Here is a 21,150-nt window from a genome sequence, read left to right as displayed (position 1 = left end):
CGGTCAGACCGTGGGCCCGGTGGTCGGCAGCATCAGCGGACCCGCCCGGTTGTTGACCGAGGACAGGTGCTCCAGCACCAGCTTGCCCGTCCTGTCGTCCACGTGCTCGACCAGCTCCATCACCCGGGTCACGGCCCGGTCCGAGGCGGTCGTGTCGCCGATCGACCAGAGCGCGTCGCTCAGCTTGATCAGCGTGCGCGCCTCCAGCAGCGGGATCCGCGTCTGGCGGTACAGCAGGGCGGCCTTGCGCAGGTGCTCGACGCCGTCGCGGGGCCGGTCGGTGGCCAGGGCCAGCTCGCCGAGCCCCGCCAGGGCGTGCGCCTCGGCCAGCTTGTGACGCGACCGCCTGGCCAGCGTCAGCGCCTTGTCCAGCAAGGCGTCGGCGTCGGCCAGGCGGCCGCGCCGCACGTTGGCGACGCCGAGCCCGTGCAGGGCGTACGCCTCGCCGGTGGTGTCGCCGATCTCCTGAACGATGGTGAGCGACTCCTCGAAGGCCCCCGCCGCCAGGCCGAACTCGTTGGCCTGGAGGTGGATGCGCCCCATCCGGTGGAGCACCTGCGAGACGATGCGCCTGCTGCCGCCGTCGCGCCCGCGGACGAGCGCCTCGGCCAGCAGCACCTTGGCCTCGTCGATGTCACCGCACTCGGCCCTGATCGCCGCGAGGTTCTGCAGCGTGATCGCCGCCTCCAGCTGGTCGCCGATGTCGTTGAAGATGGCCAGCGCCTGCTCCAGGTGGTGCATCGCCTCGTGCAGCTGGCCGTCGATCCGCTTGAGGAAGGCCAGGTTGCGGGTGGACCTGGCGACCAGGGGCACGTCGCCGATGCGCTCGAAGATGGCCAGGGCGGCCTCGAAGTCGCGCCTGGCGTCGTCGAAACGCTGCTCGGTCTGGGCCAGCGAGGCCCGCACGATCAGCATCTCCGCCTGGCCGCGCTCGTCGTGGCCCTGGCGGGCGGCGTCCAGGGCGATCTCGTGGGTCTCGCGCCAGTCGTCGAGGTAGCCGCGCAGCTCGAAGAAGGGCTCCGCGTTCCTGGCCATGCGCCAGCACAGCTCGATCAGGCCGGCCTGGGCGGCCTGCCGGATGCCGGAGACGAGCAGGTGGCGCTCGCGCTCGAACCAGGCGATCGGGTTGGAGACCAGCCTTTCCACCAGCGCGTCGGGCAGCCAGGCATCGATCTCGGCCCGCTTCTTGCGCGCCTGGTCGGACGCGCCGTACTCGCGGTCGTGGGCCGCCATCAGCAGGGCGTGCAGTGCGTGCAGCACCCGGGTCAGCGCCGCGCTGCGCTCGGCCGGGTCCTCCTCCGCGGCCAGGCGCTCGCGGGCGTACACCCTGATGAGGTCGTGGAAGCGGTACTGCACCCTGGAGGCGCCGCCGGTGCCGATGACCTCCACGAGGTGGGCGTCGGCCAGGTCGTCGAACAGGTCCTGCGCGGTGGTCAGCGGCTCGGCGAGCACCGCGGCGCCCGCCCAGGCGGAGAAGACGGGCGAGTCGAGCAGGGCCAGCCGCCTGAACAGGCACCGGGCCGGCGCGCTGATGTTCTCGTAGGTCAGCGACAGGCTGGCCCTGATGCCCATGTCGCCGTGGCTGAGCTCGTCGAGCCTGCGGGCCTCGTCCCTCAGGCGGTCCACGAGGTGGTCCACGCCCCAGTGCATCCTGACGGCCAGCCGCGCGCCCGCGATGCGCAGCGCCAGCGGCAGGCAGCAGCAGAGCTCGGCCAGCGCGGCGGCGGACTCGGGCTCGGACAGCACCCGGTCCTCGCCCGCGATGTGCGACAGCAGCTCGACGGCGTGCGAGACGTCGAACTCGGTCACGCTCACCTGGGTCGTGCCGGCCAGGCCGCCGAGGCGGTGCCGGCTGGTCACGATGACCGCCGACGGCGGGTTGCCCGGCATCAGCGGCAGCACCTGGCTCTCCGACTCGGCGTCGTCGAGCACGATCAGCACCTTGCGGTCGGCCAGCAGCATGCGGAACATCTCCGCGCGCTCCACCAGCGTCTCGGGCAGCTCGGAGCCGCGCACGCCGAACGCGCGCAGGAAGCGGTCGAGCACCTGCATGGGGCTCACCGGCCTGGCCAGGGCGCCGTGCAGGTTGGCGAACAGCTGGCCGTCGGGGAAGTGCTCGGCGATGGTGTGCGCCGCGTGGATGGCGATGGTCGTCTTGCCGATGCCCGGACGTCCCGCGATGGCGACGATGGGGACGGCGAAGCGCGCGTCGCCGTCCAGCGGCATGGTCAGCCGCTTGCTGATCTTCTCTATCTGGTCGTGCCTGCCGACGAAGTCGGCGATGTCCGCGGGCAGCATGCGCGGCACCGTGGAGATGGGCGTGGCCGCGACCGGCTCGGCGGCGGGCACCGCCGGCGGGGCGGGCGCGGCGAGGCTGTCGTCGGCGCTGAGGATGGCGGCCTCGAGCTGCTGGAGCCGCTCGTTCGGCTCGATGCCCAGCTCGTCGACCATACTGCGCCTGGCGTCGCGGAAGACCTGGAGCGACTCGGCCTGCCTGCCTGAGCGGTACAGCGCGGTCATGAGCTGGGCGATGAGCCCTTCGCGCAGCGGGTTCTCCTTGACGAGCCGGCTGAGCTCGCCCACCAGCTCCTGGTGGCGGCCCAGGTCCAGCTCCAGTTGCACGCACTCCTCGTTGGCGGTGATCCGCTGCTCGGTGAGCCAGCTCGCCAGCGCCTGCACGTACCTGCTGTCGATGCCGTCGAGAGCGGGCCCGCGCCACAGCGCCAGCGCGCTGCGGTAATGGCTGATCGCCTCTTCGAAGTGCTTCTGCTCGCGCGCCTTGCGCGCCCTGCCGACGAGATTGTCGAAGCGGTGCGCGTCGATGGACTCGGCCGGGGCGCGTAACGTGTATCCCTGCCGCGTCGTGACGATCATTTCGGGATGACCGTCTTTGTTGATCAGCCGGCGCAGCGCGGAAATGCAGATCTGCACCTGCGCGCGCGCGGTCGCAGGCGGCTCGTCGTCGTAGATCGCCTCGACCAGGCGATCAAGCGTGACCGAGCGGTTGGCGTTGAGTAGCAGGACCGCGAGCACGATTTGTTGTCGCGCTCCGCCAGGGCCGAGTTGCCGACCGTTCGCGGATACTTCGAGGGCCCCCAGTACACGAAATTCCACGCATATCTCCTCGAAGAGATTGTCCGCAACGGTTGCCGTTCTGACGTGCGTGGTCCGAAATTCTCACGACAAAAGTAAGACCAGCGGTCCAGCACCCCCCGTACGGCCGCCCGCCAATGGGGCGGCCGAGGCGATCGGGCAGCAACTGCTCGCAGCGTGACACCTGTATGCCTTGGGCGGACCCTGATTTGGTTGTGGAGGATCGTACATCGCTGGGCGATGTGTTACCAGCTACTTGACGGCCTGACGTTCACTCCCACGGGGAGTCGTCCGTCAGCTCCCAGGGGGAGTCGCCGGTCAGTTCCCAGGGCGAGTCGCCGGCGGAGGGGGTCTCCCACGGGGAGTCGCCGGCGGAGGGGGTCTCCCAGGGCGAGTCGGCGGAGGCGGGGGAGGCCAGGCCGGCGATGGAGCCGAAGATCGCGATGATCGAGACGAGAACCAGGGCCGCCGTCCTGCTGATGCGAGTAGCCATTTCGACCTACCTCCGAGTCGTGATCCGCATCGGTCGATGCGTTCGCCGATGACGCTCACGGAGGGCGCAATTCACTTCGCATCGCGCGGCTTTCGGGGTGATATCGGCGCTGGTCGGCGCGGCGCACCATCGCTTTGCGATGGCGATCCATCGGCCCGCCTTCGCGCCGCTATCGCCAGGCGATAGCGGCTCGATAGAACGCGAAAGGAGCCGCGATAGCCGCGCTCTGCATGGTGAACGAGTACCCGCGGGTGACAGGCCCGCGGCAGCTGGTTTCTAGCCCTGATGGGTGTGGTGACATGGGAATCTCGGTGGAGGCGCAGGACGCGGTGTACGGCCGCCCCGCCGCCGGCATGGAGGTGCGCCTCGAACGCATGGCCGACGCCCGATGGGTGCTCGACGGGAAATCCGAGATCGGCCACGAGGGCTATGTCCCGGAATGGCTGGCGCTCGATCTGGGCCGCGGCCTTTACCGCCTCGTGTTCAGCGGAGAGCGCTATTTCGGGGCGCTCGGGCTCAGCTCCGCTTATCCGGAGATAAGCGTGGTCTTCCGCCTGCTGGGTGATCAGGACGCGAGCGTGTACAAGATTCAAGTCTGGCTCTCGCCGTATTCCTATTCGACCAACTTCGGCTCGAGGATCTGATCGACATGAAAGCCACCAGGTACAGCTCGCCCCCGCGGATCCCGCTCGACGGCCGTTCCTGGCCGGACGCCACCCTCAGCGCGCCGCCTCGCTGGCTCTCGACCGATCTGCGTGACGGCAACCAGGCGCTGTCCAGGCCCATGTCGCCCGAGCGCAAGCTGGTCATGTTCGACCTGCTCGTGGGCATGGGCTACAAGGAGATCGAGATCGGCTTCCCCGCGGCGAGCCGGGACGAGCACGACTTCGTGCGCCTGCTCATCGAGCGCGCCCTGATCCCCGACGACGTGGTGATCTCGGTGCTGACGCCCGCGCGGGAGGAGCTCATCGAGGCCACGATGGCGAGCCTGCGCGGCGCCTCCAGGGCCACGCTGCACCTCTACAACGCCACCTCGCCGGCCGTCAGGCGGCTGGTGCTCGGCGTGAACCGCCAGGAGTGCAAGGACCTGGCCGTCCACGGCACCCACCTGGTCATGAAATATGCCGACTCCCTGCTCGACGGGTGCGACCTGCGCTTCCAGTACTCGCCCGAGCACTTCAGCGACACCGAGCTGGACTTCTCCGTGGAGATCTGCGAGGCCGTCATGGACGCCTGGCAGCCGGGCCCCGACCGGCCGATCACCCTCAACTTCCCGACCACCGTCGAGCGCTGGTCGCCGAACCTGTTCGCCGACCAGATCGAGTGGATGGACCGCCACCTGAGCCGCCGCGCCTTCCGCTGCCTGTCGGTGCACCCGCACAACGACAGGGGCACGGGCGTGGCGGCGGCGGAGCTGGCCATGCTGGCGGGCGCCGGGCGCGTCGAGGGCTGCCTGTTCGGCAACGGCGAGCGCGCCGGCAACGTCTGCCTGGTCACCCTGGGGCTGAACCTGGCGGCCCAGGGCATCGACCCCGGCATCGACTTCGGCGACCTGGACGGTGTGCGCCGCATCGTCGAGGAGTGCACCGGCATCGCGATCTCGCCGCGCCACCCCTACGGCGGCGACCTGGTCTACACGGCCTTCTCCGGCGGCCACCAGGACGCGATCAAGAAGGGCTTCGACGCCATGGCCACGCAGGCGGCGGTCGCCGGGCGCGACCGGTCCGAGCTGCCGTGGGCGGTGCCGTACCTGCTGGTGGACCCGCAGGACGTGGGCCGGACCTACGAGGCGGTGGTGCGGGTGACCAGCCAGTCCGGCAAGGGCGGCGCCGCGTACGTGATGAGCTCCCGCTACGGGATGAACCTGCCCCGAGGGCTGCAGGCCGAGTTCGCCGGGCTCGTCCAGTCGCTGGCCGACGACGCCGGTGGCGAGGTGGCGCCGGAACGGATCATGGAGGCGTTCGCCGACGAGTACGTCGTGCCCTGCGTCCCCGCGTTCGAGGCTCCCGGCGCGGTGGCCACCCTGCACATCGACGGCGAGCCCGACGGCGCCGACTGGACCGAGACGGTCGCGTCGCTGCGGTCGGCGCTCGAGCGGCACGGCCTGGTGACGCGGGTGGTGCGGCTCATGGGCGGGGCGTCGGTGCGGCGGGGCGAGGAGATCACCGTGTACGCCGAGTGCGAGCTGGACGGTGACCCGGTCTGGGGGGTGGGGATCGAGCCGGACGTGTGCGCCGCGGCGCTGGCCGCCGTCGGCTCCTCGGTGGCCAGGGCGCGGCGTGACGGGCTGCTCCCCGGTGGCGCGTGCGAGGACGGGCGCGTGGACGGGCATGTGGACGGGAATGTGGACGGGCATGAGGACGGGCGCCGTGGCCGGCGTCTCGGGCCGCCCAGGCTCAGACGCGTGATGGCGAAACGATAGAGATCGGGATCCGGCCATGGCACTGATCGAGCGGCAGGAAGAGCTGTCATGTCTTGAGACGCTCATCGCCGGCGCGGCGCTGGGCGAGGGGAAGATCGCCCTCGTCAGCGGCCCGCCGGCGATGGGCAAGAGCGCGCTGCTGGATGCCCTGGCCGAGCGGGCGATCGACGTGGGCGCCCTGGCGATCACGGCGACCGCGTCCAGGATGGAGCAGGGCCTGCAGCTCGGCGTGCTGCGCCAGCTCATCCAGGACGCGCCGCTGGTGCGGGGGGAGCGCGAGCGCGCCGACCGCCTGATCGAGGAGGGCCGCAGGAGCGCCACCGAGCGCGCCGGCAGCGAGCTGCTCCTGGAGGAGCAGGTGGTGCACGCGCTGATCACGGTGCTGCTGGAGCAGTCGGAGCGCTACCCGCTGGTCATCCTCGTCGACGACGTGCACCACGCCGACCGCGCCTCGCTCATCTGCCTGGCCTACATGGCGCGCAGGGTCAGGGGCTCCAAGGCCGTGACGGTCTTCGCGCACAACGACGGCTTCCCGCACGACGACATGTTCGGCACCGACGTGCTGCGCCTGCCGCACTGCCGGCGGCTGCGGCTGTCGCCGCTGTCGCGCCGCGGCGTGGCCGCGCTGATGGCGGGCCGGGTGGGCCTGGGCGCCGTGGACCGCTTCATCGACGGCTGGTACGCGCTCAGCGGTGGCAACCCCCTGCTGGCCGGCGCGCTGGCCGAGGACTACCGGAGGTTCCTGCGCACCGCCGACGCGCCACCCGCCGAGCTGGTCGTCGGCGAGCAGTTCGACCAGGCCGTGCGCGAGTGCCTGCGGCGCGGCCATCCGCGTACGGCGCAGGTGGCGCAGGGGCTGGCCATCCTCGGCGGGCACGAGGGGCTGGAGGAGCTGCTCGGGCTGCCCGGCTTCGACGTCAGCAGGGAGCTGGCCGCGATGGCGGCGATCGGCCTGCTGGACTCCGGCGCGTTCCGGCACGAGGCCGTCAGGTCGGCCGTCCTGGCCGGCACCGAGCTCGCCCGGCGGCGCGAGCTGTACCGCGGCGCGGCCGAGCTCGCCTACACCAGGGGCCTGCCGCCGTGCGTGGTCGCCGACCTGCTGCTGCACGCCACCGCGATCGACGCCTCCTGGGTGGTGCCCACGCTGGAGGAGGCCGCCATGATCGCCCTGCGCGAGGGCCGGGTCGAGGAGGCCATCTCCTACCTGAAGCTGGCCTGGCGCGAGTGCGCGGACGAGTCCCGCCGCGCCAAGATCATGACGATGCTCGTCCGCGCGCAGTGGCGGCTCAACCCCGCCGCCTCCGCGGGCAACCTCGACCTGCTCACCGAGGCCCTGACCAAGGGCAGCCTGCGCGGCAGCGACGCGATCGTGCTGGCCCGCGCCCTGCTGTGGCACGGGCGCTTCGAGGACGCCCGCGAGGTGCTGGAGCGCCTGACGAGCGAGATGGACGCGGCCGACCACGAGACCCGGGCCGAGCTCCTGGTCACCCAGCTCTGGCTGCGCGCCACCCACCCGCCGCTCGTCGCGCACACGCGCTACCCGCGCAAGGCGGACGTGCTGGCCGGCATGGTGTCGGGGGCCGTCAGCAGGCGGATGGAGTCGACCCTGGCCCTGGCCGAGGTGGTCACCCGCGGCCCGCGCGAGGCCAGCCTGGCAACCGTCGAGCGCATCCTGGAGAACACCCACCTGGACGAGATGTCCATGGACGTGGTGGAGAACTCGCTGCTCGCGCTCACCTACGCCGGCCGCTGCGGGCGCGCGGCCCCGCTGTGCGACCAGTTCAGCGCGGAGGCCTCGGCCAGGCAGGCGCCGAGCAGGCAGGCCAGGCTGGCGGCGATCCGCGCCGAGATCTCGATCCGGCAGGGCGACCTGCCCGCCGCCGAGCGGCACGCCCGCACCGCGCTGGAGACGATCCCGATGAGCAGCTGGGGCGTGGCCATCGGCGGCCCGCTGGCGAGCATGATCAACGCGCTCACGGCGATGGGCCGCCAGGACGCGGTGCGCGAGTACCTCGACCGCCCGGTGCCGAAGGCGATGTTCCAGACCCGGTACGGCCTGCACTACCTGCACGCCCGCGGCCGCTACAACCTGGCCGCCGAGAGCTTCACGCTGGCCATCCACGACTTCCTGCGCTGCGGCGACCTGATGACGGCCTGGGGCCTGGACAACCCGTCCATGATCCCGTGGCGGGCGGACGCGGGCGAGGCGTGCCTGCGCGTGGGCCAGGCGGAGGAGGCCATGCACCTCATCGAGGCTCACCTGGACGCCTGCGATCACGCCGCGCACCGCGCCAGGGGCATCGGCCTGCGCCTGCGGGCCGCGGGCGCCGAGCCGCAGCGCCGCCCCGCGCTGCTCAGGCAGGCCACGGAGTACCTGCAACTGGCCGGCGACAAGTACGAGCTGGCCAGAGCCCTGTCCGACCTGGCGGAGGCCTACGACGCGTTGGGCGACAGCAGGCGCTCCCGCACCATCGCCGGCCGGGCCCTGGCCGCGGCGGAGGAGTGCCACGCCACCCCGATGTTCGCCGCACTGAGCCGGGCGACGGAGTCGGACGACGTGCCGGCGCCGCTGTCCGGCGCCATGATCGGCGCGCTGAGCGGGGCCGAGCGGCGCGTGGCGGCCCTGGCGGCGGCGGGATACACCAACCATGAGATCGCCGACAAGCTGTACATCACCGTCAGCACGGTCGAGCAGCACCTGACGAGGACCTACCGCAAGCTCAACATCACCGGGCGCGCCGACCTCCCCCTGATCCAGGAGTTCGGCAACCAGCCCCGGCCCTGACGGCAGGGTCCTGACGGCAGGGTCCTGACGGCAGGGTCCTGAAGTCAGGTCCCCGACGCCAGGGCCCCCGATGGCAGGGTCCCCGATGGCAGGGCCCTGGCGGCAGGGCATGCGGGAAGTTGCCGCCGCCCGCCCGCGCGGGTGATCGTCGATGGTATGGAGCTGACCGTGGTGCGGGGCATGGCGACCCCCGAGGAGCTGGAGGCGATCGCCGCCGCCATCGCCCGGTGCGTGACGCGGAACGCCCGCGCGGCGCGGGGCGAGGAGGACCGGGACACGCGATGGGCCGCGTCCGGGCGGCCGTCGCGCGGGCCGCTGCCCGCGGGCGGGCGCGACGGCTGGCGGCTGAGCGGCTGGTCAGCCGGGCGCGATCTGTGGTGATCAGCAGTGGCGGGCCGTTGCCCGAGATCACCTTCCGGCTCATCCTGAGAGCGACGATCGGCAACCGCGGAGGTCCGGGATGAGCGAGACGGCGAGGGTCGAGGCACCACCGGCGGGCGCGCAGGCGCCGCGCAGGAGATGGCTGCTGGTCACGATGAGCTGCCTGGCGGGGTTCCTGCTCACCGTCGTGTGGTCGGCGAGCTTCGTCGACACCACCATCGGCGGCACCGTGACCGACACCCTGCTCGGCGAGGGCGCGGGGGAGCGGCCCCTCGCGGGCGTCGCGGCCGGTGTCGTCTTCGCCTTCGTCAGCGGCCTGGCCGGCACGTTCACCGCCTGCAACATCGCGGTCTTCGGCGCGGTGGCGCCGATGGTGTCGGAGGGCGGGCAGACCAGGCGCCTGCTGGCGCCGCTGGGGTGGCTGGGCGCGGGCATGACCGCCGTGTCGGCGCTCTACGGCGCGGTCGTGGGCGCCGTCGGCGTCGCGATGCCGCAGTTCTCCACCGCCCAGAACGTCGCCGGCGCCCTGTCGCCGCGCAGCATCCAGTCGATGGTGGTCTTCGGCGTCATCGGCCTGGCCATGCTCTACCTGGGCCTGGCCGCGATCGGGCTGGTGCCCGACCCGTTCGCCCGCGCGCCGCGCGCCCGCCTGGTGTTCCTGGGCGCGCTGATCGGCGGCTTCCTCATCGGGCGTCCCTTCCCGCTGTTCCGACACCTGTTCAGGCACGCGGCGGAGGGCGGCAACCCCCTGTACGGCGCGGCCGCCTTCACCCTGCAGTCCCTGGGCAACGTCGTGCTCATGGCGGTGCTGTTCCTGATCGTGGCGCGGTTCGGCGGCGGCCTTCGGCGCTGGCTGCAGGCCAGGCCGGGCCGCGTCGCCGCGGTGACCGCGGCCACCCTGATCGTGGCGGGCGTGTTCACCTTCCTGTACTGGGACCTGCGGCTGCTGGCCCGCAGGGAGATCATCCCCTGGTACCCCGTAGCGCCGTGGTCCTAAAGGAGGCGACCATGTCCACGTTGCTCGGCTCGCTGCGCAGGCTCGTCCTGGCCCCTTCCCTGGAAGAGGTGACGTTCGCCCGGCGCGGCTTCCCCGGCGCGACCTCGGCGGCGACGGCCCGCCTGGAGGCCATCCCCCAGGCCGTGGTGTGCGGCTTCGAATGGGGCATCGACGCCCGTGACCAGTGGGAGGTGGAGCGCAGGCTGGCCATGGTGGACCCGGAGCTGCGCGGCTTCGCCTACGAGGGCGCGACCATGGCGTTCACCGTGCGCGACGTCATGCCGGGCGGCGGCGCCCGCCGCACCCGCGACCTGCTGCTCGGCCCCGGCCAGCCGCACATCTTCCTGGCCTACATCGGCATCGGCTTCGCCATGGCACGCCTGCCCAGGCCGCTGTGGAAGAAGGTGCTGCCCGACCTGTCCGGCACGCCGTACCACCCGACGATGAGCTGGCTGGCGGTCGACGGGTACGGCTTCGACCTGGCCTACTTCCACACCCGCACGTGGGTGGAGGGGCAGCGGGTGCCGGAGCCGTACCCGTGGCTGGGCGATCCCGGCTACTTCACGCGCGCGGCCGACCAGGGGATCGGGCGCGCGCTGTGGTTCATCCACGGGGCGCGGGCCGGCGACGTGTCGGCGGCGGTGCGGGCCTTCGCCTCCCACCGGCAGCCCGACCTGTGGAGCGGCGTCGGCCTGGCCGCCACGTTCGCGGGCGGCTGCGACGGCGCGGCGCTGGACGCGCTGGGCGAGGAGGCGGGCGAGCACCGGGCGCACCTGGCCCAGGGATCGGTGTTCGCGGTGAAGGCGCGCCATTACGCGGGTTTCCTGCCGGCGCACAGCGAAGCGGCGGGCGCGGTGCTCACCGGCCTTTCCGTGCCGGACACAGTCGCGCTCGCGGACGACACGGCCGATGACGACTACGAGATCTGGCGCGGCCGCATCCGCGCGCATTTCTCCACGGAAAAAGCCGGCCGCTGACCGCGACATTCCCACCTGGCTCGGTGCGTGGCTCGACGCTGCGCGGAAACGCCCTCTGAGCTGAGCAAATCCGGAGTTGTCCGACTGTTGGACCGGATGGGCTAATTAGTAAGAGTTTATCTGACCACAAGGTTGGAGGGCGATTTTGGCCAGTGTGTTGCGGTCATTGAGGCAGAAAATTCTGACGCCCAACGTCCGGGAGACCACGCTCGAAAGGCGTGGTTTCCCGGTCAAGGACGCGGCGGCCAAAGAATTGCTGGAGACCGTCGGCGAGAGCTTTCTCGCCGGCTACGCCCACGCCGTGGGGGCGGGCAGCCTCGCCGAGGCCGAGCAGCGACTCGAGCAGGTGCCGGCGAGGTTCAAGGGCTTCGCCTACGAGGGCGCGGGCATGGGCCTGGCCGTCCTGGACTGCCTGGCCTTCTCCGACCTGCGCAGGACCCGGCAGTTCCTGAGCGGCGCGGGCGACAGGCACAACTACATGATCTACGTCGGGATCGGGTGGGCCATGGCGCGGCTGCCCCGCTTCCTGTGGCCGTCGAGCCGGCGGCTCGACCCGCTGCTGCTGTGGCTCGTGCACGACGGCTACGGCTTCCACCAGGCCTACTTCCACACCCGGCGGTACGTGTACGAGCAGTACCAGGAGCCGCGCTTCTCCTGGCCGCCCGGGTACGAGAGCTACGCCGCCCGCGCCATCGACCAGGGCATCGGACGTGCGCTGTGGTTCGTCGGCGGCACGGACGTGGACAGGGTCACCTCCCTGATCGAGGGCTTCCCCCGGGAGCGCAGGGCCGACCTGTACAGCGGGACCGGCCTGGCGGCCACCTACGCCGGCGGCGCCGGCGAGTCCGAGCTGCGCGAGCTGCGCCGGCGGGCGGGCGAGCACGCTCCCCAGCTCGCCCAGGGCAGCGCGTTCGCCGCCGAGGCCAGGATCCGCGCCGGCCTGCTGTCCCCGCACAACGAGCTGGCCGCGCACGTGCTGTGCGGGACGAGCGCGCTGCGGGCGGCCACGCTCTGCCGCGAGACCCGGCCCGCCGCGCCGGAACCGGCCGCCGTGCGGGAGTCCGCCGCCGTGCGGGAGCCCGGCGTCGCGCCGGAGCCCGCCGCCGTGCGAGAGGCCGGCGTCGCGCCGGCGCCCGGCGCCCTGCCCGCGTACGAGACGTGGCGCGCGCGCATCGCCGACAGTCTTCACTCCTTTGGAGGTGTTACCCCGTGACAGTGGTGGCCGCATGGCTGCGCAAGCAGCTCGCGGGCGTCATCGCCCTGGTCCTGATGATCGCCGTGTTCCTCGTGGGCCGCCCGACCTTCGCGTCGCAGGCGGACCGGGAGCAACTGGCCGGCGCGTACGGCTTCGCGCCCATGAGCATCGCGATGCCGGGCGGGGCTCCCCAGCAGACGATCCGCAAGGTGAACAAGGCCTACAAGCACATCGACGCGTGGATCTCCTCGGTCGGCGCGGCGATCGCGATGAACGACCTCGACGGCAACGGCCGCGACGACGACCTCGTCATCGTCGACACCCGTACCGACCAGGTGGTCGTCACCCCGGCCCCCGGCCAGGGAACCGCCCGGTACCAGCCGTTCGAGCTCGCCTACGGCTCCCTGCCGATGAACGAGGCCATGGCCCCCATGGGCGCCGTCCCCGCCGACTACAACCAGGACGGCAGGATGGACCTGCTGGTGTACTGGTGGGGCCGCACGCCGACGCTGCACCTGCAGCGCTCGACCGCGACCACGCTCGGCGCGGACGCCTTCCACGCCACCGAGCTCGTGCCCGCGTCCCCGGGCGGCGGCGCCTACCGCGGCGAGCTGTGGAACAGCAACGTGGCCACGGTCGCCGACTTCGACGGCGACGGCAGGCCCGACATCTTCGTCGGCAACTACTTCCCCGACGGCAGCCCCGTGCTCGACAGCGGCAAGGACGGCGGCGTGGAGATGAACGACTCGCTGTCCAACGCGGTCAACGGCGGCAGGAACTACTTCTTCCGGTGGACGGCGGGCACGTCAGGCGACCGGCCCACCGCGAGCTTCACCACGCTCGGCGACGTGCTGCCCAAGGACCTGTCCACGGGCTGGGAGCTCGGCGCGACCTCCGTCGACCTGGACGGCGACACGCTGCCCGAGCTGATGCTGAACAACGACTTCGGCCACGACCACCTGCTCTACAACACCTCCAAGCCCGGCACGATCTCCTTCTCCCGGGTCGAGGCCGTGCGCGGCCCCGGCGTGCCCAAGTCCAAGGTCCTCGGCGACGACTCCTTCAAGGGCATGGGCTCCGACGCCGGCGACTTCAACCACGACGGCATCTTCGACTTCTTCGTCAGCAACATCACCACGCCGTACGGCATCCAGGAGAGCAACTTCCAGTTCATCTCCACGGCGAAGAGCAAGGACGACCTGCGGGCCCAGCTCAAGAGCGGCGCGGCCCCCTGGCAGGACCTCAGCGCCGAGCTGCGTACCGCCTGGTCGGGCTGGGGCTGGGACCCCAAGATCGAGGACTTCGACAACGACGGCGAGCTCGAGATCGTCCAGGCGACCGGCTTCGTCAAGGGCGACGTCAACCGCTGGCCGCCCCTGCAGGAGCTGGCGGCCGCCAACGACCAGATCACCAGCAACCCGAAGTCGTGGCCCAACGTCACCGAGGGCGGCGACATCGCCGGCAGCCAGCACCTGGCGTTCTTCGCGCCCGACGGGAAGGGGCGCTACGCCGACCTGTCGCAGGAGCTCGGGCTGGCCGTGCCGGTGCCCACGCGCGGCATCGCGACCGGTGACGCCAACGGCGACGGCCTGATCGACTTCGCCGTGGCGCGGCAGTTCGACGCGCCGATCTTCTACCAGAACACCAGCACCTCCAAGGGCGCCTTCCTCGGGCTGCGGCTCACCCACGAGGACCCCGCCGTCGGATCTGCCGCCGGATCTGCCGCCGGCTCCCCGGCGATCGGCGCGCAGGCCACCGTCACCACCCAGGACGGGCGCACCCTCGTCGGCCGCGTGGACGGCGGCAGCGGCCACTCCGGCAAGCGCGCGCACGCCATCCACCTCGGCCTGGGCCAGAACGTGACAGGGCCGCTGCAGGTGCGCCTGACCTGGCGCGACCGCACCGGCCAGCCGCGCAGCCAGGACCTCCAGCTCACCCCCGGCTGGCACGCCGTCCAGCTCGGCACGTCCGCGAAGGAGAAGTGACGACATGGCAGACAAGGCGGTCACCAAAAAGCCGGGTCACGATCCGAAGGTCATCACCGCGCTGCGCAGGTTCGCCATCTCCATCACGGTGTTCAACATCCTCGGCTACACCTGGTTCGGCTTCGAGCAGCCGTGGACCTGGCCGTTCGTGGCGCTGGCCACGGGCTACACCGTCGAGATCGTGCTGGAGATCATCGGCGCCCGGGCCGAGGGCAGGGCGCCGCGCTTCCTCGGCAACGGCGCGCGCGGCCTCATGGAGTTCCTCCTGCCCGCGCACATCACCTCGATCGCCCTCAACATGCTGACCTACGTCAACGACCAGGTGCTGGTCATGATGTTCGGCGTCACCGTGGCCGTCGGGGCCAAGTGGGTGCTCAGAGCACCGGTCCGCGGCCGGCTGCGGCACTTCATGAACCCCTCCAACCTCGGCATCGCGGTGATTCTGCTCGTCTTCCCCTGGGCCAGCATCGCGCCGCCGTACCACTTCACCGAGAACGTCTACAACCCGATCGACTGGATCATCCCGGCGATCATCATCGTCGGCGGCACCATGCTCAACGGCAAGCTGACCAACCGCATGTGGCTGATCGGCGCGTGGGTGGGCGGCTTCGCGCTGCAGGCGATCGTGCGCGGGCTGCTCATCGACGACATCTCGATCCTGGGCGGCCTGTCCATGATGACGGGGGTCGCGTTCATCCTCTTCACCAACTACATGATCACCGACCCGGGCACCACGCCGTCCAGGCCGCTGTCCCAGGTGGCCTTCGGCGGCGGCGTCGCCCTCGTGTACGGCCTGCTGATGGGCATGAACATCCCTTACGGGATCTTCTTCGCCACCGCGGCCGTCTGCCTGATCCGCGGCGGCTTCCTCTGGGCGCTGCACATCGTGGACCAGTCCAGGGCGCTGGACGCCGCCAGGGTGACCGCAGCCGCCGAGCAGGCGGTCGCCGCCACAGGGAGAGAGGTCGCGAAGGCATGACGAAGATCGCGATAGTCGGCATGGCCTGCCGCTACCCCGACGCGGCCTCCCCTCGCGAGCTGTGGGAGAACGCCGTCGCCGGGCGCCGGGCCTTCCGCCGGCTGCCCGACACGCGCATGCGGCTGGAGGACTACTGGAACCCCGATCCCGCCGCGCCCGACACCTTCTACGCCAGGACGGCCGCGGTCATCGAGGGGTACACCTTCGACAGGCTGGCGCACCGGATCGCGGGCAGTACGTACCGCTCCACCGACCTGACCCACTGGCTCGCGCTGGACATGGCCGGCCGCGCCCTGGCCGACGCCGGCTTCCCCGAGGGCAGCGGGCTGCCGCGGGCCCGCACGGGCGTCGTCATGGGCAACACGCTGACCGGCGAGTTCACCCGCGCCAACGTCATGCGGCTGCGCTGGCCGTACGTCAGGCGCACGCTCGCCGCCGCGCTCAAGGAGCAGGGCTGGGACGACGACCGGCTGGCCACGTTCCTGGCCGGCTACGAGGAGGTCTACAAGGACCCGTTCCCGCCCGTGGACGAGGACACGCTCGCCGGCGGGCTGGCCAACACCATCGCCGGGCGCATCTGCAACCACTACGACCTGCACGGCGGCGGCTACATCGTGGACGGCGCCTGCTCCTCCTCGCTGCTGTCGGTCGTCACCTCGGCCAAGGCGCTCAGTGACGGCGAGCTCGACGTGGCCGTCGCCGGCGGCGTCGACCTGTCCATCGACCCGTTCGAGGTGATCGGCTTCGCCAAGACCGGCGCGCTGGCCAAGGGCGAGTTCCGGCTCTACGACCGGCACTCCAACGGGTTCTGGCCCGGCGAGGGCTGCGGCATCGTGGTGCTGATGCGCGAGGCCGACGCGCTGGCGGCCGGGCACCGGATCTACGCCACGGTCGCCGGGTGGGGCATCTCCTCCGACGGCAAGGGCGGGATGACGCGCCCCGAGGTCAAGGGGTACCGGCTGGCCCTGGAGCGCGCGTACGAGCGGGCCGGGTTCGGCATCGAGACCGTGTCCCTGTTCGAGGGGCACGGCACGGGGACGGCCATCGGCGACGCGACCGAGCTGACCGCGCTGTCGCAGTCCAGGGCCGCCGCCGACCCGGCGGCGCCGCCGGCCGCCGTCGGCTCGATCAAGGGCATGATCGGCCACGCCAAGGCGGCTGCGGGGGTGGCCGGCCTCATCAAGGCCGCCATGGCCGTGCACGAGCAGGTGCTGCCGCCGACCATCGGCTGCGTCGACCCGCACCCCGTGCTCGCCGAGGAGCCCGCCGCGCTGCGGGTGCTGCGCCAGGCCGAGCCGTGGCCCGACGGCCGCCCGCTGCGCGCCGGCGTCACCGCCATGGGGTTCGGCGGCATCAACACCCACGTCGTGCTGGAGGCCGAGGCGCCCAGGCGGCGGATGTCCAGCAGGACCAGGGCGCTTGCCACCGCCCAGCAGGACGCGGAGCTCTTCCTCTTCGACGCGGCCTCCTGGGAGGAGCTGCGCGGCCACGTGGCCGAGGCGGCCGCGTTCGTGCCCGCCGTGTCCTACGCCCAGCTCGGCGACCTGGCCGAGACGCTGCGCGGCAGGCTGCGCGGCCTGCCGTACCGGGCGGCGGCGGTCGTCGCCTCGCCCGAGGACGCCGAGCGGCAGCTCGGGCGGGTGCTGACGGCGCTCGACTCCGGCGAGAGCGAGCTGTTCACGCCGGACGGCAAGGCGTGGCTGCGCCGCGCCGCGGCCAGGCCCCGCGTGGGCTTCCTCTTCCCCGGCCAGGGCTCGGGACGCGGGACGGGCGGCGGCGCGCTGCGCAGGCGCCTGCCGTGCGTGGACGAGCTCTACCGGACGGCCGCCCTGCCCGCCACCGGCGACATGGTCGCCACCTCGGTCGCCCAGCCGCGCATCGCCACCGGCTCCATGGCCGGCGTCCGCGCGCTGTCCGCGCTCGGCATCGAGGCGGAGGTCGGCGTCGGGCACAGCCTGGGCGAACTGTCGGCCCTGTGCTGGGCCGGCGCGATGGACGAGGGCGCGCTGCTGCGCGTGGCCGGCAAGCGCGGCAAGGCCATGGAGCGGCACAGCGACTCCGGCACCATGGCCGGGCTGCGCGCCGGTCCCGAGGCCGCGCGCCGGCTGATCGGCGACCTGCCCGTGGTGATCGCCGGATACAACTCGCCCGGCCAGACCGTCGTGGCCGGGCCCGTCGACGCGGTCGAGCGGGTCGGGCAGGCCGCCACGCGCGAGGGCCTCACCTGGACCAAGCTCAACGTCTCGCACGCCTTCCACTCGCCGCTGGTGGCACCCGCCGCGCAGGCGCTGGAGCAGGCCCTGGAGGGCGAGCGGTTCACGCCGCCGGCCCGCCGGGTGGTCTCCACGGTCACCGGCGCCGAGCTGAACGGCGACACCGACGTCACCGCGCTGCTGCTGCGCCAGATCACCGCGCCCGTGCTGTTCACCCAGGCCGTACGGGTCGCCGCCGCCGGGCTCGACCTGCTCGTCGAGGTGGGGCCTGGACGGGTGCTCAGCGGGCTGGCCGGAGAGCTCACCGACGTGCCCGCGGTCGCGCTGGACACCGATGGCGAGTCGCTGACGGGGCTGCTCGGCGTGGTCGCCGCCGCCCACGTGAGCGGCGTGCCCGTCGCGCACGAGGAGCTGTTCCACGGCCGCCTCGTCCACCCCCTGGAGATCGGGACGGAGTTCTCGTTCTTCGCCAGCCCCGCGGAGTCCGCGCCGAAAACCGTCGTCAAGGCGGTCGCCCGACCCGTCACCAAGGAGCAGCCCGCGCAGCAGAGCGCGGAGCGGACCGGTGAGTCCACCACGGACCTGCTGCGCCGCCTGGCCGCCGAGCGCGTGGAGCTCCCGCTGGAGATGGTCACCGCGGACAGCAAGCCGCTGGACGGCCTGCACCTGAGCTCGGTCACCGTCATGCACATCCTCGACCAGGCCACCCAGCACCTCGGCATGCCCGCCGTGCACCTGCCCAACGTGGCCACCGCCACCCTGGGCGAGCTCGGCCAGGCGCTGGACCGGCTCGCGGCCGAGCCGCGCGACCAGCGGGCCCGCGGCGTCGCCGCCGCGGCCACGTGGGTGCGGCCGTTCACGGTCGACCTGGACGAGCTGCCGGCGCCCAAGCGGGTGGCCAAGGAGCAGCAGGGCCGGTGGGAGGTGTTCGCGCCCGCGGGCTCCGCGCTCGCGCAGCCGCTGCGGGAGGCGCTCGAACAGGAGAAGGTCGGTTCAGGTGTGCTGGTGTGCCTACCGCCGCACTGCGCGATGGAGGACCTGGAGCAGGCACTGCTCGGCGCCAAGGCCGCGCTCGCGGCGGGCCCCGGCACCCGGTTCGTCCTGGTCCAGCACGGCAGGGGCGCCGCCGGGCTGGCCAAGACGCTCCACCTGGAGGCCGCCGGGCTGCGCACCACCGTCGTGCACGTACCGCAGGCACCCGAGATGATCGGGCAGGTGGTCGCCGAGGTGGCCGCCACCTCGGACTTCTCCGAGGTCTGCTACGACGCCGACGGCGTGCGGCGCGTCCCCACCCTGCGCGCGATGCCCGCCCGCCAGGAGCGCGAGGAGCACCCGCTCTCACCGGACGACGTGCTGCTGGTGACCGGCGGCGGCAAGGGCATCACCGCCGAGTGCGCGATCGCCATGGCAGGCGGTGCGGCAGGCGGTGCGGCAGGCGGTGCGGCAGGCGGTCGGGCGGGTGGCGCCAAGCTGGCCCTGCTCGGCCGCTCCGACCCGGCCCAGGACGAGGAGCTGGCCGCGAACCTGCGCCGCATGGCCGAGTGCGGCCTGACCGTCCACTACGCCAGAGCCGACGCCGCCGACCCCGGCCAGGTGCGGCAGGCCGTCGAGGAGGCCGAGCAGGTGCTCGGCCCGGTGACCGCGATCCTGCACGGCGCCGGCTACAACGCCCCCGCCGGCATCGCCGGCCTCGGCCTGGACGACTTCGCCCGCACGTTCGCCCCCAAGGTGGACGGCCTGCGCAACGTGCTCGCCGCGGTGGACCCCGGCCGGCTGCGCCTGCTGGTCACGCTGGGCAGCATCATCGGCAGGGCGGGCCTGCAGGGCGAGGCGCACTACGCCACGGCCAACGAGTGGCTGGCCGAGCTCACCGCCGAGGCCGGGGCGGCCAACCCGGCCTGCAGGAGCCTGTGCCTGGAATGGTCGGTGTGGTCCGACGTCGGCATGGGCGAGCGGCTGTCGGTCGTGGACCGGCTCACCGAGCAGGGCATCACGCCCATCCCGGTCGAGCAGGGCGTGGAGATCATGCGCAGGCTCGTCACCGACCCCGCCACCGAGGGCGTCGTGGTGATCAGCGGGCGCACCGAGGGCGTCGCCACCGTCAGGCGCGACGAACCCGAGCTGCCGCTGCTGCGCTTCGTCGGCACGCCGCTGATCCGCTACCACGGGGTGGAGCTGGTCAGCGAGGTCGAGCTGAACGCCGGCACCGACCTCTACCTGGCCGACCACCTGCTCGACGGCAACCTCCTGTTCCCCGCCGTGATCGGCATGGAGGCCATGAGCCAGGTGGCGTGCGCCGCCACCGGCCGCCAGGAGGCGCCCGTCATCGAACGGGCCGCCTTCACCCGGCCGATCATCGTGCCGCCCGAGGGGAGCACCACGCTCAGGATCGCCGCCGCCGCCACCGGCGACGACACGGTCGCCGTCACGATCCGCAGCGCGGAGACCGGGTTCGAGGTGGACCACTTCAGCGCCGTGCTCCGCTTCGACGCCGAGCCCTGCCCGGAGGGGCCGCCCGGCCAGATCCCGGACGGGCTGCCCCCGGTGGCGCTCGAACCCGACGCCGACCTGTACGGCCAGGTGCTCTTCCAGGGCAGCCGCTTCCAGCGGCTGCGCCGCTACCACCGGGCCGCGGCCCGCCACGTGGACGCCGACCTCGCGGTGGAGCGGGACGGCTCGTGGTTCGCCGGGTACCTGCCGGGCGAGCTGCTGCTCGGCGACCCCGGCATGCGGGACGCGCTGATGCACGGCAACCAGGTCTGCGTGCCCGACGCCACGCTGCTGCCGACCGCCATCGACCGGGTACGTCCCGGCGGTCGCGCGCTGGACGACCTGGACGAGGTGCGCTACTGCGCCGCCGAGCGGAGCAGGGACGGCGACACCTACGTCTACGACATCGCGGTGCGCACCAAGACCGGCGAGCTCGTCGAGCGCTGGGAGGGGCTGCGCCTGCAGGCCGTACGCAAGCAGGACGGCCGCGGGCCGTGGACGGCGCCGCTGCTCGGCCCGTACGTCGAGCGGCGGCTCGGCGACCTGGTCGGCGCGAGCGTCGCGGTCGTCACGGAACCCGGCGACGAGCTCACCGACCTCGCCCGGCAGCGCCTGCACGCCGCACCCGCCGGCACCACCGAGGTCGCCGGCAGATCGGATGGCAGCGCGCTCGCCGGCACGCCGCATGGCACCACCGCGGTCGCCGGCAGGCCGGATGGCGGCAGTGCGCCCGCCGGCACGCCGCATGCCAACAGCGCGCTCGCCCACGTGCCGGGCCTGACGCTCTGCGTCGCCGCCGCGCAGCCGGTGGCCTGCGCCATCACCCCGGTCGGCACCGGAGCGCAGGAGCACGCGGAGCCGGAGGCCGCGGCGCACGCGGCGCTGGCCGAGCGGATCGCCGCGCAGGCGGGGGAGAGCGGCGACGTCGCCGCCGCCCGCGTCCGCGCCGCGGTGGCCTGCCTGCGCGGTGCCGAGCTCACCGCGGCCCAGCCCGACGGGCCGCCGGAACTGCACGCGGACGCCGGCGACGGCTGGATCGTGCTGGCCGCCGCGGGCACGCGCATCGCGACCCTGGCGACCACCGTACGGGGCCTGAACGACCCCGTCGTGGTCGCCGTTCTCACCGAAGGGCGGTCCTGA

General features: G+C 72.6%; 12 protein-coding genes. 10 read left to right on the top strand and 2 right to left on the bottom strand.

Features of this window, described 5'->3' with window-relative positions; translation table 11 throughout:
• Positions 1–3: 3 nt before the first annotated feature.
• Positions 4–3,033 (bottom strand): BTAD domain-containing putative transcriptional regulator, encoded by a 3,030-nt coding sequence (locus AB0I79_RS27725; protein ID WP_357878368.1) that lies wholly within the window; start codon positions 3,031–3,033, stop codon positions 4–6.
• Between the two features lie 331 nt (positions 3,034–3,364).
• The gene (locus AB0I79_RS27720) at positions 3,365–3,586 is read right to left on the bottom strand and encodes a hypothetical protein (RefSeq protein WP_357878365.1); all 222 of its coding nucleotides are present in this window, start codon (positions 3,584–3,586) and stop codon (positions 3,365–3,367) included.
• Between the two features lie 299 nt (positions 3,587–3,885).
• On the opposite strand from AB0I79_RS27720, the gene AB0I79_RS27715 reads away from it, so the two are divergent.
• From AB0I79_RS27715 to AB0I79_RS27670, 10 genes are all read left to right on the top strand, one after another.
• Positions 3,886–4,230: a hydroxyisourate hydrolase gene (locus tag AB0I79_RS27715; protein WP_357878362.1), complete on the top strand. Its 345-nt coding sequence runs from the start codon at positions 3,886–3,888 to the stop codon at positions 4,228–4,230.
• A 5-nt stretch (positions 4,231–4,235) separates the two neighbouring features.
• Positions 4,236–6,008, top strand: a complete 1,773-nt coding sequence (locus AB0I79_RS27710) for a 2-isopropylmalate synthase (RefSeq protein ID WP_357878359.1) — start codon at positions 4,236–4,238, stop codon at positions 6,006–6,008.
• Positions 6,009–6,024: 16 nt separating this feature from the next.
• Entirely contained in the window at positions 6,025–8,793 is a 2,769-nt protein-coding gene (locus AB0I79_RS27705; RefSeq protein ID WP_357878356.1) for an AAA family ATPase, read from the top strand.
• Between the two features lie 156 nt (positions 8,794–8,949).
• Positions 8,950–9,174: an acyl-CoA carboxylase epsilon subunit gene (locus tag AB0I79_RS27700; RefSeq protein ID WP_357878353.1), complete on the top strand. Its 225-nt coding sequence runs from the start codon at positions 8,950–8,952 to the stop codon at positions 9,172–9,174.
• Between the two features lie 79 nt (positions 9,175–9,253).
• Positions 9,254–10,171, top strand: a complete 918-nt coding sequence (locus AB0I79_RS27695; protein WP_357878350.1) for a hypothetical protein — start codon at positions 9,254–9,256, stop codon at positions 10,169–10,171.
• An 11-nt stretch (positions 10,172–10,182) separates the two neighbouring features.
• Positions 10,183–11,148: a DUF1702 family protein gene (locus tag AB0I79_RS27690; protein WP_357878347.1), complete on the top strand. Its 966-nt coding sequence runs from the start codon at positions 10,183–10,185 to the stop codon at positions 11,146–11,148.
• 166 nt (positions 11,149–11,314) lie between these two features.
• On the top strand, positions 11,315–12,361 hold the full coding sequence (locus AB0I79_RS27685) for a DUF1702 family protein (RefSeq protein WP_357878344.1): 1,047 nt from the start codon (positions 11,315–11,317) through the stop codon (positions 12,359–12,361).
• The gene (locus AB0I79_RS27680; RefSeq protein ID WP_357878341.1) at positions 12,358–14,328 is read left to right on the top strand and encodes a CRTAC1 family protein; all 1,971 of its coding nucleotides are present in this window, start codon (positions 12,358–12,360) and stop codon (positions 14,326–14,328) included. The genes AB0I79_RS27685 and AB0I79_RS27680 overlap by 4 nt, the downstream gene beginning before the upstream one ends.
• A 4-nt stretch (positions 14,329–14,332) precedes the next feature.
• Complete coding sequence (locus AB0I79_RS27675; protein WP_357878338.1) at positions 14,333–15,307, top strand: enediyne biosynthesis protein; 975 nt, start codon at positions 14,333–14,335, stop codon at positions 15,305–15,307.
• Positions 15,304–21,150 (top strand): SDR family NAD(P)-dependent oxidoreductase, encoded by a 5,847-nt coding sequence (locus AB0I79_RS27670; protein ID WP_357878335.1) that lies wholly within the window; start codon positions 15,304–15,306, stop codon positions 21,148–21,150. The genes AB0I79_RS27675 and AB0I79_RS27670 overlap by 4 nt, the downstream gene beginning before the upstream one ends.

The organism is Nonomuraea sp. NPDC050202 (assembly GCF_040656115.1).
Taxonomy (GTDB): Bacteria; Actinomycetota; Actinomycetes; order Streptosporangiales; family Streptosporangiaceae; genus Nonomuraea.
The sequence above is the reverse complement of the archived record's forward strand: the minus strand, read 5'-3'. Positions and strand labels throughout refer to the sequence as shown.